The sequence below is a fragment of the Bradyrhizobium sp. UFLA05-112 genome (assembly GCF_053572325.1).
Genome location: NZ_JBANBK010000007.1, coordinates 107111 through 120076 on the forward strand (window position 1 = coordinate 107111; position 12966 = coordinate 120076).

A 12966-nucleotide genomic window follows, 5' to 3' on the forward strand; every position below is an offset into this window, starting at 1 on the left:
AGTTCACTTCTCGAATCATTTCGCGGGTTCGCTCAGCCATTGGCGGATGATGGCGACGGTTTCGTTGGGGTTGCGCTCGGCGAGCTCGCCGACGCGATGAACGGACTGGGCGTGGACCTGGCCCTGGATGGTGGCGACGTCGATCGCGCTCGCCGTGGCGTTGCCGCTCGGGACCAGCGCGTGGCCGCCGCCCGAGGCGGAAGCGGATTCGTTGGTCAGCGCAGGGGCGCTCAGCGCGCTGGTCAGGGCTGCGACCTCGTCCGAGGCAAGGATCCGCTTCACCAGCGGCCGGATCACCATGAACATCACGACGAGGCCGAGCAGCATCATCACGCCGAGCTCGACGAAGTACATCACGTCGTCCTTGGTGAACTGGAGCGTGCCAAGGAAGCCCGATGGTTCGGCGATCGGGGCAGTCGAGGGCGCGTCGGCAAAGCGCAGGTTGACGACCTCGACCTGGTCGCCGCGCTTCTGGTCGAAGCCGATCGCCGAGCGCACCAGCGTGGCGATACGGTCGAGCTGCTCCTTGGTGCGGTCGGTGTAGGCGAGCTCGCCCTTGTCGTTCTTGGTGTAGATGCCGTCGACCAGCACCGCGACCGAGATGCGGTTGACCCGGCCGGCCTCGGTCACCTCGGTCTTGGTGGTGCGAGAGATCTCGTAATTGTTGGTCTCTTCGGTCTTCTTGCTCTGGTCCTTCGCCGCGACGCCGCTGTTCTGCTGGTTGCCGGGGAGCTCGTTATTGACAGTGACTTGGCCGTTGTTGTCGGCGGTCATGCTCTGCTCTTCGCGGGTCTGGCTCGAGCGCAGCACGCGGCCTTCAGGATCGAACTTGTCGGAGGTCTGGGTGATCTTGTTGAAGTCGAAATCGGCGGAGAGCTGCACCCGGGCGCGGCCCGAGCCGACCACCGAGGAGACGATGTCCTCGACCTGTTTGCGCATCCGCTTCTCGAACGCGGTGCGGCGCTCGTCGCCGAGCGCCTGGTCGGGATCGGTCGCCGCGCCATCGGCGAGCAACTGACCGGACTCGTCGACGATCGAGACGCGCTGCGGCTTCAATCCGTTGACGGCGGAGGCGACGAGATGGCGGATGGCTCGGATCTGCTGCGCTTCCAGCGAGCCGCGGACCCGCACCACGATCGAGGCCGACGGCTCCGGCGCCTCGCGCGAGAACAACGGACGCTCCGGCAGGACGAGGTGGACGCGGGCGGCCTGGATCCGGTCGATGGCGCGGATGGTGCGGGCGAGTTCACCCTCCAGCGCGCGCAGATGATTGATGTTCTGGACGAAGCTGGTGGTGCCGAGCGCGTCCGACTTGTCGAACACCTCGTAGCCGACGCCGCCGCCCTTGGGCAGGCCGCCCTCGGCGAGCTTCATGCGCAGCCGCGTGACCTTGTCCTTGGGCACCATGATGATGGTGCCTTCATTGCGCAGCTCGAACTGGATGCCCTGGCGTTCCAGATCCTTGATAATGCTTGAGGAATCTTCAACGCTGAGGTCGGTGAACAGCGTCGTCATCTGCGGCGTGGTCACGCGCATGATGACGAAGGCAAAGAAGCCGATGAGCGCGGCGGTGACCGCGATCATGGCCCCGAACCGGGCGGCGCCGATACCTTTCAGGAAGTCCAACAGACCTTGCAAGCAATCGCCCCGCCAGATTCGGCCTGCAACCGGCAAGCCGACTGGGCAATTATTGCCTAGGTGATGGTTTCGATATGGTTAACGAAGATTAAGAGGTGGGACAAAAGTGGCGACATGAAAAAAATCGGCCTCGCAGAGCGAGGCCGATTTGCGTCAAACTTGGCGAATTTCCAGATCGCCTACTGGCGATACTGCTGGATGCGCGTGGTGCGCAGTCCGGCAAGACCATGCTGGTCAATGGAAAACTGCCAGGAGAGGAATTCGTCGACTGTCAGGGTGTAACGGCTGCAGGCTTCCTCGAGGGAAAGGAGGCCTCCGCGGACCGCGGCAACAACTTCGGCCTTGCGTCGGATGACCCAGCGTTTGGTCCCCGGTGCAGGCAGGTCCGCGATCGTCAAAGGGCTGCCGTCCGGCCCGATGACGTATTTCACCCTCGGGCGATGGGGTTCTGTCATGGCGTACTCACAAACTCTCAACCACTGAACTCACGCCGAAACCCTACGCCGGTCGGCTTAAAAATTGGCTAAGCCTAAGGCTTCAATACAATTCTCGTTGAAAATGGCTGGAACACGATCGGCCCGGCGGGCTGAAAACACGTTTTCAGACGGCCGGGCGGGGGTCTTCGTAAATACTTTACTAACGAACGAGGCGCGCAACCACGACGCGTCAGGCGAAGCGCGCCGCCTTAGTTGCTCGTGCTGCTGGTCGCGACGATGCTCTTCACCTGGCTCAGCGTGTAGCTGTTGCCGTCGATCGAGAGCAGCGGCGGCGACTGGGTCAGGTCGACGGAATTCACCGTGCCCTGCACCTGCGCGGCGACGCCGACATTGTTGCCCGAAGCGTCCTGGCCGGTCGCCGAGATCGTGTACTTGCCGTCCGGCCACTGCGTGCCGTCATTGCCTTGACCGTTCCAGGTAAAGGGAATGTCGGCGCCGGCGCCGGCCGTATATTTGCCGGTGAACACGGTTTGGCCGCTGGAGTTGGCGATCGAAATATCGACCGTGGCGCTGGAGGGCACGTTGAGGTGCCAGGTCGCCGACGAGTTCGTCATGGTCGCGGTGGTGCCATCGACCACGGCGGTCTTGCCGACGAAGCCCAGCGCCTGCGTTGCCTGCGTGGTCTGTTGCAGGGTGACGAGCTGGGACAGCGAATCGTTGGTCTTGAGCTGCTGTTCGACGCCGGCGAACTGCACCAGCTGCTGGGTGAACTGGTTGGTGTCGAGCGGATCAAGCGGATTCTGGTTCTGAAGCTGCGTGGTGAGCAGCGTCAGGAAGGTCTGGAAATTGCCCGCCAGCGTCGATCCCGTGGTCGAGCTCAGGCTGGAGCTCGACGAGGATGACGAGGATGACGTCTGGGTCGTGCCTGAAACCACTGACGGGGCGGTGGCGGCATTCGTTGTGGTCATGTCGAATACTCCTCACACTCTGATATCGACGCCGCTGCTCGATCCGTGCATGCGGCCGTAGCCGCGTCCCACGGGTGCGGCCTGCACTGCGTCCTCGTCGCTGATGATCAGCCGGCGGGCATTACTGCCATTGTCGTTGTTGTTGCTCGAGTTCTGCCCGGACGAGTTCTGGTCGCGCAGGCTGAATGACAGGCCGTTGCTGCCGGTCTTCAGGCCGGCATCGTCGAGCGCGCGCTGCAATTGCGGCGCATCCTGCCGCAGCATCGAGAGCGTCTCCGGCTTCTCGACGGTGAGATGCGAGGTAACCTGTCCGTTGCGGTCGACGTTGATGCGCACGTCGATGCGGCCGAGCTCGGCCGGATCGAGACTGATGTCGAACCTGGTCTTGCCGGCGCGCGCGGCCGCGGCGATCTCGACCGGCACCCCGCTGATCGGCACGGCTGTGGAAGTGGCGGCGGTCGCGGTCAGCGTCGCCGTCGATGCGCCTGCGACCGAGGTCGTCGTGGTCTGCGGCGCCTGCACGGCGGCAGCGGCCTGGGCGCCGGTGTCCGTCGTGCTGGTCAGCGCCTGAGTGCTGGCCGCGTGGTCGTGCGTCGGTGCCGTGCCTGGTGCAGCCGAAGCGGTCTTGTCCGATACGTCGGCCTTGGCCTCGGTCGTGTTGCCCTCGACCTGCGGCTTGGCGGCTTGAGGATGCGCGGCCGTGGTTGCAGTTGCCGGCGCCTGGTTGGACGCCGTGCCGGTCGTGCTCGTCTTGCTCGTATCCTGCCCGAGATTGGAAACGTCGGTGTTCTGCTGCGTCGTGGCGGCGGCCTTGAATGACGTCTTGGGCGTCGCCTGTGCGACAGTGGCGGTCAGCGCACCCTGGGTTTGCGGATCGGTCGGCGAAGCACCGGCCGTCTCGCTGGCGGCCGCATCCGTCAGCGCCGCTTTCGCTGCGGTGCCGGCATCGGCGGTCTTGTTGCCGGTTGCGTCGGTCTGGACGGCCGGCGCAGTGATCTGCGCCGCGGTCGAGGCGCTCGCGGCGATCCCAGCGGCGGCGATCGTCAGCGGAGAGTTTGAATTGCTGGCCGCCTGGCTGGCGGCCGCGTTCGGATCGACCGGCACGACCGGGGCCGCGACGATGACGGCGTTCGGATCAGGCGTAGTGGACGCCACGGCTGCCTGCGTGGGATCGGCCTGAATGGCGGCGGCGACACCGTCGGTGTCCTCGGTCTTGTCGCCCTTGCTGTCATTGGATTTTTCGGTCGATTTCGTGCCGGAGGCGTCCGACCTGCCTTTGGTCTTGTCGGGCGCCTTGGCGGGATCGGCGGGCGTGTCGGTGGCGGCAGACGTCGAACTGTCGGTCGCGTCAGTCGATCTGCTCTGCGACGACGGATCGCTCGAGGAAGTGTCGTGCGTGCTCTTGTCGGAGGAGGACGACGAGGAGCTGTCGGTGCGGCGCGGCGCCGGGTCGGAGGTCGTACTCGGCGTGCTGCCGGCAGCCGTCGTGTTACTGTCGACGAGCGCACCGAACTGGTCGTTCGCCGCAGCCCCCTGCGAGCGGGCAGGTTTTGGCGGTGTGGTCTGGACCGACACGCTTGCGGCTACATCTGACGTCACGCTGACCACGGACACGCCCCTTGAAATGAAACTCAGGACAAGGGGTTAGCAAGGAGCGGGCCAGCCAGGCTAAGTATTGCTTTATACAACAAGATCAAATACTTAATACATGGGGCGGGACGCCAGGAAGGCCTCCGAAGCCCAGCCCATTTCTGCCTCCCGGCAAGAATTGCCCTAAGCGCCCGGCGAAAGCCTCCCCTGCGATTGCTTCAGGGGAATACGGCCTATATTAAAGGGTAGCTCTCAGCCGCTTTCGACCGGGCAAGCCGACTCGTGGAACTATTCCCGTTCCCTGAGACCGTCCCTTTCCCGACCGATCAACGCGGGATCAGCGGAACACTTCCGCCGCAAGTCGCCTTCAACAGCCGGAACCATGCGCAACAGTCTGGATCTCAAAGGCCGTCCGCAGGACACCAGGGTCGTCGTCGCCATGTCGGGCGGCGTGGACTCCTCGACGACGGCTGCGCTGCTGAAGGCCGAGGGCTATGACGTTGTCGGCATTACACTCCAGCTCTACGATCATGGCGCGGCGACCCATCGCAAGGGCGCTTGCTGCGCCGGCCAGGACATTCACGACGCGCGCGATGTCGCCGCCAAGCTCGGCATTCCCCATTACGTGCTCGACTATGAGGACCGCTTTCGCGAATCCGTCATCGACAATTTTGCCGACAGCTATGCGCTCGGCGAGACGCCGGTGCCGTGCATCGAGTGCAACCGCTCCGTCAAATTCCGCGATCTCCTGAAGACCGCGCGCGAACTCGGCGCGGTCGCGCTTGCCACCGGTCACTATGTCGCCTCGCGCGGCCTTGCCGACGGCTCCCGCGCGCTGGTGTGCGCTGCAGATAGCGAGCGCGACCAGAGCTATTTCCTGTTCGCGACCACGCGCGAGCAGCTCGATTATCTACGCTTCCCGCTCGGCGACATGACCAAGACCGAGACGCGCGAGCTCGCCCGCCGCTTTGGCCTCAGCGTGGCCGACAAGCATGACAGCCAGGACATCTGCTTCGTGCCGACCGGGCGCTACACCGACATCATCACGCGGCTGCGCCCCAATGCGATGGAGCCCGGCGACATCGTCGATCTCGATGGTCGCGTCATCGGCCAGCATCACGGCATCGCCAATTTCACCGTCGGCCAGCGCCGGGGCTTAGGCATCGCCTCCGGCTCGCCGCTCTACGTGGTGCGGCTCGAGGCCGCGACCCGCCGCGTCGTGGTCGGCCCGCGCGATGCGCTGAAGATGCACCGTATCGTGCTGCGCGACGTCAACTGGATCGGCGACGGCGATATCGATCGGGCCATCGGCGGCGGCCTCGAAATGTTCGTGCGCGTGCGCTCGACCCGCGCGCCGCAGCCAGCGTGGCTGCGCGGCGGCAACGGCCATTACGAGGTCGAGCTGGTTGCGGGCGAAGAGGGCGTCTCGCCGGGACAAGCCTGCGTATTCTACGACGCGCCATCGGGGCAGGCGCGCGTGCTCGGCGGCGGCTTTATCCAGAGCGCGGCCGCGAAGATCGCAAGCGATGCGGCGCGGCCGCTCGCGGAAGCGGTGCGCGGTTAAAATCTTTATAGGGCAGGGGGCATGGCAGCAGATATCTCGCGCGCCGGGGTCGAGAAGGCCTATGGCCGCTGGGCGCCGGTCTACGATCTCGTCTTCGGCAAGGTGTTCGACGCGGGACGCCAGTCGACCATTGCGGAGGCCGACAAGATCGGTGGCCGCATCCTCGACGTCGGCGTTGGTACCGGCCTGTCGCTGTCGGATTATTCGCGCTCGACGAAAATTTGTGGCGTCGACATTTCCGAGCCGATGCTGCGCAAGGCGCAGGCGCGTGTGCGCGCGGAAAAGCTCGGCAATGTCGAGGTGCTCAGCGTGATGGATGCAAAGAACCTCGCATTCCCCAATTCCTTCTTCGACGCGGTGGTTGCGCAATACGTCATCACCGCGGTGCCCGATCCCGAAGGTACGCTCGACGAATTCGTGCGTGTGTTGAAACCCGGCGGCGAATTGATCCTCGTCAATCACATCGGCGCCGAGAGCGGACCGCGAAAAATCTTCGAACTCGCCTTTGCACCGCTCGCGCGCCGGCTCGGCTGGCGCCCCGAGTTTCCCTGGGACCGCCTCGTCGACTGGCAGAAGCGCCACGGCGGCATCACGCTCGCCGAACGGCGCCCAATGCCGCCGATGGGCCACTTTTCGCTGATCCGCTACCGCAAATCGTGAACGTAGCTGGCTGGAACATGCGCATATCCCCGCGCGTTTCCGTCTCATGCGCACGACATCAAAGCTCATCCTTGCAAGCCTCCTGATAGCGGCCTCAGGCACCGCGATGGCTCAGGCTCCGCCCAGCCCGGCGACGCCGCCACAGGCGACCGCGCCGCCGCCCCCGCAACGCGCCAGCGACTGCACGCCGACCCAGAGCGATCAGCCCCGCGGCACGGTGAGGCCCGACGGCCAGACCACCGGCCAGGCTCGGGAACCGCTCGGTGACAAACTGGCCAAATCCGACGGCGTGCTGTGCCCGCCCTCCGGCGTCGATCCCGAAATGCGCGCCCCCGCGCCCGAGGTCGGCAAAACCCCGATCATCCCGCCCCCCGGCAGCCCTGGCGGCGACCCCAATGTGAGGCCGAAGTAGGCCTATTTCTTCACCTCTCCCCACATCCGGGGGGAGAGGCCGAACTCCACGGAGCGCGAATTTCGGGTGAGGGAGCTTCTACGAGTCTGGTGCCGAAAAGGGCGCGCTGGGCGGCCACCTTGCTTGACAGCCCGCTGCCCCCTTCCTTATATGCCGCGCGTTCGCGAGATCGGCCGTTTCGGCCCCGCGAGCCCTGTGGCGGGGTAGCTCAGCTGGTTAGAGCACGGGAATCATAATCCTGGGGTCGGGGGTTCGAGTCCCTCCCCCGCTACCACGTATGACCCACTATTATGGTGGGCCTGCGGAAAGACTTCCCCGCCGATTAGGGCGGCGAGTTTACCTTTCACCTCGACTTCGAAGCCCTGCCATGGTCCCTTCGGGTAGAGGGTGATGCTGTGCACTAACGCCCGAAAATCGTCGATCAAGGAACCGCGATCGTCGTCTGCGCCGGCATGGTCCGCCATTGTCTCGGCAAGCGCGTTCACAGTGTTGATGTAGCGGTCGAGGGTCGCCGGATGGAGAGCGATGGGGACGGGGGCCTCTTCGAGCGCGGCCAACTCGGCCTCGACGCGCAATCGCTCCTCCTTTAACTCCGCGATCCGCAGCTTGGCATCCTCTTCGGAGATCACGTACTTGATCACAAGATCGATGTTGCGCTGGCGCTCGCCTTCGATCCGATCACGTTTCGCCTCCAGTCGCGCGCGAACCGCGACCGCGTTCCCCGCAAGCCGCTCTCGTTCACTGTTGTATTTGCGCACATAAGTCTCGATCAGCTGCGGATCCTTTAATTCCTCGGCCATACCACTGAGTACGAGCCCTTCGATATCGCGCAGGTAGATGATCCTGCGATTTGAACAGCTCCCGCTCTCGCGAACCGCCGAACAGCGAATCCTGGTCTTTCCGGTCTTGTCACGATCGTGAACCGACATGCCGGATCCGCAACATCCGCAGCGAAGGAGGCCAGAGAGGAGATGCGGTGCACGTCGCTTAACGTGGCTCGCCAAATGGCTCTTCTCGGTCTTCAGAGCCAGAGCCTGCTCCCAAACTGACTGTTCGACGATCCGTAGTTGAGGCACATCGATGCTTTGCCACTCGTCACGAGAGTTCGGGCGAGACAGTCGCTTCCCGGTGTCAGGATCCTTGACCATGCGGACCTTGTTCCAGACGATCCGGCCGGCATAGAGTTCGTTGAAGATGAGCCCAGCACCACGTTGGGCGTTGCCGTTAATCGTCGATGCGTTCCATCGCCGCCCCCGCGGTGGATGAACGTTTTCTCGGTTGAGATCGTGTGCGATCTCGCGAGGTGTTCGTCCCCCAGCATACGCCACGAAAATACGCCGGATGATGGCAGCCTCTTCTTCCACGATTTCAAGCTCACCGGGTTTGCCGGGAATCGATCGATATCCGTAGGCGCGACCCCCGGCGTGCCGGCCATCGCGTACCACGCCGGCCATACCGCGACGGACCTTCTTCGCTCCGTCTTCTCGCTGCATCTGTCCTACGAGGCCTCGAATCCCAATCAAGATAGAATCCGCAGTGCCGTCATGGACGGCCTGGATTTCGATCCCCTGGAAAGACAACCGTTTGTGGATGCCGGCCAAATCTTCCATGTCACGTGAAAGCCGATCCAGTGCTTCCACAATGACGACCGTGAAAAGGCGCTGGCGCGCCGCATCCATCAGCTGCATCAAGCCATCACGGCCGAATACCGAGGCACCAGAACGAGCCTTGTCCTCAAAAGTCGCAACGACATTGAGTTGATGGCGGGCCGCATAGGCCTGGCATAGAGCAATCTGATCCTCAGTCGATTTTTCGTTTTGAAGCTCGGTCGAGAACCGAGCATATATTGCTGCGAGCTTCATTTTGAATACCACCGCTGATGCGCATCTCGCCAGCGGCATCAAGATGGTTTTTCATCAGACGCTCGCTTTCAAAAAGATGATCGCGTCTAGCGTCGGCAATTGCAAGTGCTTCAACAAATTTGATCAGAATGGGATCTATTTCGCTTGAGGTTGCTCGCCGCGATACCCGATCAACCACTCCCCTCATTCTCGCGCGCTTCATCCGAGCAGGATGCAGCGCTCATTTAAGAAAGGGCACAACGCATTCGCTCGATCGTAGAATTGGATATCATAAGAGACGAAACGGACAGGTGATGCTATCTGGGGCAGAGTTGCGACCTGCAATCAGAGTGTTATGAGCGGCAGATCGGTCAAACCGCAAAGCGGCTGCGCGATAGTGCCAGACCTTACGGCCTGGCCCCGATCCGGTTTCACCCTCAGCCAACAGCAGAGGAGATGGGCCGCCGGTTGCGGGTATCGACCGACTCACTGGACTTTATCTAACTCGCGTTTCGGACGCCATCCGACTGGATCAGCGATCCAGCGGTTGATGTCGGATTCGTGCCAGCCGGTGCCGTTGACGCTGATCTTGATTTGGGCCGGGAAAGTGCCCTCAGCGATCTTGCGGTAGATGGTTGACCGGGACAGCCCGGTCCGGGCAAGGACGGTCTTCAAGCGGACGATACGATCTGGTTCTCGCATGGCTGTGCTGCCTCCTGCTGGCTGTTTCTGACTGCTCCTGAGACCAGACAGGACAGGCCGCTACGTCGCGCAACAGAGTTTCTCGCGTCGCCGTACCGTGGCGTGCAGACGGCCGCAAATGGATGGGTCAAATTTCGATGCCGCGGCCTCTGCCGAGGTCGATGCCGTGTGTGAACGCGAGTTCGATGCCAAGCCGGCGGCCTGAGTCGAACGCGATGCCAAGCTCCCTCTTGCGGTTGGCGAGGACGGATTCTAGTTGCGGATCGCGTTCGAGGCTTCTCGCCATATCGCCCATGACCGAGCGCGTGGCCCTGTAGCCGGACATGTCGCCCGCCTGATATTGGCGCAGGCGGGTCTGGTCGAGCTCCTGCCAGCGCTCCACGAAACGGTCGGCGCGGCGGCCCGGATTGATGCGCAGTTCGGTTTCAAGCTGGAGGGCGCGGACGGCGCGGTTGATGCGTCCGCCAGCGGCCTCGTGGGCAAGCTCCGGGTTCTTCTTGTAGGCGGCTTCGGCATCATGCGAGCCGTAGGGCCGGACGTCCTCGAAGATCCGGCGAGCCTTCTGTAGTTCTTTCACTTGGTCGGGACTCGCCTTGCCGCCCGTCTCCTGCGCCTCGAAGATCGCATCCACGGCGCGGGCATGGCGCACCAGCGCCCGCGTGCGCAGGCGCCGCGCTTCCGCGTCCGGATCTTGCGCCACGTTCTTTGCCGGCACTTTGGCTGCGCGCCGCTCGGCCGGCAGATCGCTCCTGCCCCTTTCCGGCATCTCCCGTTCCGGCCTCTGTCCGCTATCCGGGCCGGACACATCTACGAGCGGGCGCAACCCCTCGAGCATGTTGCGTACCTTCTCTGGCACGACCTTGCGAACGATCTCGGCCACGCGCTCTCGAAAGGTGATCCCACGCCGCTCGGCAAAGCTCTGTGCCGCGTCGGCTCGTTCATAGTCCAAGGCCATGTCCTTGGCCCGGTCGCGCGACAGGGTGCGGACCAGCCGGTCCTGATTGGCAAAGTCGTCACGACTATAATGCAGGTCCACGCCGTCGCGGTGCCGCGACAGGGCGACATAGCTGCTGTGGGCATCCATGCCTGGCGTCGCCAGCACATGGGCGCGGTCTACCGTCATGCCCTGCGCCTTGTGGATCGTCGCCGCATAGCCATGGTCGATCCGGTTATAATCCTTGAGGTCGAAGCGGACGGATCGGCCATCGTCAGTCTGCACGGTCATGGATTGCGTGCTGATCTGCTCGATGGTCCCGAGCGTGCCATTCTTCACGCCAAGGCCGCGCTCGTTCTGCAGGAACATGACGCGATCCCCGCTGGCAAAATTTCTCGCGCCGCGTTCAACCGTCAGGCGGAGGTCATCGCCCAGATCACCCGCAGCCCGCATTCGCTCGCGCGCTGACTCGTTGAGTGCGCGAACTTCATCGTTGGTATGAGTTAGAATGATCCGGCTCCGATCCGGTGATGCCTCCCGGTCGCGATCCCAGCGGTCGATCAGCTCGTTGCGGGCCTGCCCGCGAGCTTGGGCTTTATGCACCATGCCGTGGGAGCGATAGGCCTCAAGCGCATGGCCGGCTCTGCCGTTGGCGAGATCACGCGTGGCGTCCCGCTGCCAATCCTCCAGCTGGCGGCGCACCTCGCCGATTTCGGCGCCGCGATGGCGCCCGTGGATCGAGCGGAACGCCGCGCCGGCTTCGATGGATTGCAACTGCTTGGGATCGCCGACCAGCACCACCTTCGCGCCGGCCTTTGCCGCATGGGACAGCACGCGCTCCAACTGACGCGTGCCGACCATGCCCGCCTCGTCGATCACCAGCACATCGCGGGTCGTAAGCTCGTCGCGGCCCTGCTGCCAGCCATGCTCCATGCTGGCAATGGTGCGCGACGCAATGCCCGATCCGCTCTCGAGATTTTCTGCCGCGATGCCGGACAGCGCCACGCCCCTGACCTCATAGCCCGCTGCTTCCCATGCCTCCCGCGCCACGCCCAGCATCGCGCTCTTGCCGGTCCCGGCATGGCCGACCACGATCCCAAGATCGCGCCCATCCGTGACATGCGCCAGCGCGTCGGCCTGTTCGCCCGACAGGACAAGGCCGCGCGCTTCCGCACGCGCCAGGGCGGCTTCGCGGTCCACGCCACGCAGCTCATGGCGTTCCCGCTCCGCCATCAGTTCGGCGGCGCGGCGTAGGCGTTGTTCCGCCTCGATCATCTCGCGGGTGGTGAACCGATCCTCGCCGCGAGCGTCCTTGCCAAGTTCGACCAGATCTGGGGCGCCGCGCATCGCGCCCATCACCGCGTTGAACTGCTCGACCCCGTCGCTGTGCCGATGCGCGAACTTCGCCATGTCGCGCTGCGTGAAGGTCGATTGTTGCTGGGTGATTGCGTCCAGCCCAAGGGAGGGATCGGCGATGATCCGCGCACCATTGCCGCGCGCGATCTCGCGGTGCATCTCGGCGCGGTCGGCTTCGAGCTCTTCGCCTTCTATGCCTCGAACCTCGATACGTTTAGCGGGCGCGCCGATCTGACTTTGCGGCTCCAGCGCAATGCCCTGTGCTTCAAGGCTGCGATGGTCGATCCGCGCGTCAATGTCGAGCTCGGCTAATCGCTCATTGGCAAGCTCGGCCCAGCGTTCGCGCCAGCGCTCCACCATCTCCGTGCGGTTCCACTCCCGCACCTTTTGGCCAAAGCCTTTCTCGTCCACCGCGCGCATGGTCAGCATGACATGAGCATGGGGCTTGGGCATGCCGTCCTCGGCCATGTCCCAATGCACATTGAGATCGGCGATCATGCCCCGATCCACGAACTCGGCCCGAACGAAATCGCGAGCGAGTTCTATGCCTTGTGCTTCAGTCATCTCGCGCGGGATGGCGAATTCCACCTCGCGGGCAAGCTGCGCGTCCTTCCTGATTTCGAAGGCTTCGACATCGTTCCACACCCGTTCGCGGTCGCTCCATGCCTCTGGCGCATTCTCGGGCAGCACCATCTCGGAATGGACGACGCCGCGCTTGGCAGAAAAATCATGGCAACGCTCCAGCCGCTCGTCACGCAGCCGCGAGGCGGAGCGGTAGGCGGCTGACGCCACCGCGCTTGACCCGGACTTACGGCCAATGACCTTGACGTGAAGATGATAGATCGCCATCGCGATCAGATCAGT

11 protein-coding genes and 1 tRNA gene are annotated in these 12966 nt (G+C 63.8%); 4 read left to right on the forward strand and 8 right to left on the reverse strand.

From position 1 onward, the window contains the following. Positions 1–15 precede the first annotated feature (15 nt). From fliF to SO180_RS06280, 4 genes are all read right to left on the reverse strand, one after another. Entirely contained in the window at positions 16–1638 is a 1623-nt protein-coding gene (gene fliF / locus SO180_RS06265; RefSeq protein ID WP_449377948.1) for a flagellar basal-body MS-ring/collar protein FliF, read from the reverse strand. A gap of 179 nt (positions 1639–1817) precedes the next feature. Next, positions 1818–2093, reverse strand: coding sequence for a CtrA inhibitor SciP (gene sciP, locus SO180_RS06270; RefSeq protein WP_002714638.1), 276 nt, complete (start codon positions 2091–2093; stop codon positions 1818–1820). Between the two features lie 230 nt (positions 2094–2323). Beyond that, entirely contained in the window at positions 2324–3043 is a 720-nt protein-coding gene (locus SO180_RS06275; RefSeq protein WP_449377949.1) for a flagellar hook assembly protein FlgD, read from the reverse strand. A 12-nt stretch (positions 3044–3055) separates the two neighbouring features. After that, complete coding sequence (locus SO180_RS06280; protein WP_449377950.1) at positions 3056–4651, reverse strand: flagellar hook-length control protein FliK; 1596 nt, start codon at positions 4649–4651, stop codon at positions 3056–3058. Between the two features lie 364 nt (positions 4652–5015). Here SO180_RS06280 and mnmA point away from each other — a divergent pair, with 364 nt between their 5' ends. The 4 genes from mnmA (at position 5016) to SO180_RS06300 (ending at position 7543) form a co-directional block, all read left to right on the forward strand. Further along, positions 5016–6197, forward strand: coding sequence for a tRNA 2-thiouridine(34) synthase MnmA (gene mnmA, locus SO180_RS06285; RefSeq protein ID WP_449377951.1), 1182 nt, complete (start codon positions 5016–5018; stop codon positions 6195–6197). 21 nt (positions 6198–6218) lie between these two features. Next, positions 6219–6857: a class I SAM-dependent methyltransferase gene (locus tag SO180_RS06290; RefSeq protein WP_449377952.1), complete on the forward strand. Its 639-nt coding sequence runs from the start codon at positions 6219–6221 to the stop codon at positions 6855–6857. A 46-nt stretch (positions 6858–6903) separates the two neighbouring features. Next, the gene (locus tag SO180_RS06295) at positions 6904–7269 is read left to right on the forward strand and encodes a hypothetical protein (RefSeq protein ID WP_449377953.1); all 366 of its coding nucleotides are present in this window, start codon (positions 6904–6906) and stop codon (positions 7267–7269) included. Between the two features lie 197 nt (positions 7270–7466). Then, a tRNA-Met gene (locus SO180_RS06300) sits at positions 7467–7543 on the forward strand. Here the strand turns inward: SO180_RS06300 and SO180_RS06305 are convergent. The 4 genes from SO180_RS06305 to traA form a co-directional block, all read right to left on the reverse strand. Continuing rightward, positions 7500–9170, reverse strand: a complete 1671-nt coding sequence (locus SO180_RS06305; protein ID WP_449377987.1) for a recombinase family protein — start codon at positions 9168–9170, stop codon at positions 7500–7502. The genes SO180_RS06300 and SO180_RS06305 overlap by 44 nt on opposite strands. Continuing rightward, the gene (locus SO180_RS06310; protein WP_449377954.1) at positions 9070–9309 is read right to left on the reverse strand and encodes a hypothetical protein; all 240 of its coding nucleotides are present in this window, start codon (positions 9307–9309) and stop codon (positions 9070–9072) included. The genes SO180_RS06305 and SO180_RS06310 overlap by 101 nt, the downstream gene beginning before the upstream one ends. Positions 9310–9596: 287 nt before the next feature. Then, positions 9597–9812: a helix-turn-helix transcriptional regulator gene (locus SO180_RS06315; RefSeq protein WP_449377955.1), complete on the reverse strand. Its 216-nt coding sequence runs from the start codon at positions 9810–9812 to the stop codon at positions 9597–9599. A gap of 127 nt (positions 9813–9939) precedes the next feature. After that, positions 9940–12951, reverse strand: coding sequence for a Ti-type conjugative transfer relaxase TraA (traA, locus tag SO180_RS06320; RefSeq protein ID WP_449377956.1), 3012 nt, complete (start codon positions 12949–12951; stop codon positions 9940–9942). Positions 12952–12966: the final 15 nt, after the last annotated feature.

Excerpts from the sequence above, each read along its gene's own strand:
- SO180_RS06295 (WP_449377953.1), top strand. The coding sequence starts at position 6,904 with ATGCGCACGACATCAAAGCTCATCCTTGCAAGCCTCCTGATAGCGGCC.
- SO180_RS06290 (WP_449377952.1), top strand. The coding sequence starts at position 6,219 with ATGGCAGCAGATATCTCGCGCGCCGGGGTCGAGAAGGCCTATGGCCGC.
- traA (WP_449377956.1), bottom strand. The coding sequence starts at position 12,951 with ATGGCGATCTATCATCTTCACGTCAAGGTCATTGGCCGTAAGTCCGGG.
- mnmA (WP_449377951.1), top strand. The coding sequence starts at position 5,016 with ATGCGCAACAGTCTGGATCTCAAAGGCCGTCCGCAGGACACCAGGGTC.
- SO180_RS06305 (WP_449377987.1), bottom strand. The coding sequence starts at position 9,170 with ATGCCGCTGGCGAGATGCGCATCAGCGGTGGTATTCAAAATGAAGCTC.
- sciP (WP_002714638.1), bottom strand. The coding sequence starts at position 2,093 with ATGACAGAACCCCATCGCCCGAGGGTGAAATACGTCATCGGGCCGGAC.
- SO180_RS06315 (WP_449377955.1), bottom strand. The coding sequence starts at position 9,812 with ATGCGAGAACCAGATCGTATCGTCCGCTTGAAGACCGTCCTTGCCCGG.
- SO180_RS06275 (WP_449377949.1), bottom strand. The coding sequence starts at position 3,043 with ATGACCACAACGAATGCCGCCACCGCCCCGTCAGTGGTTTCAGGCACG.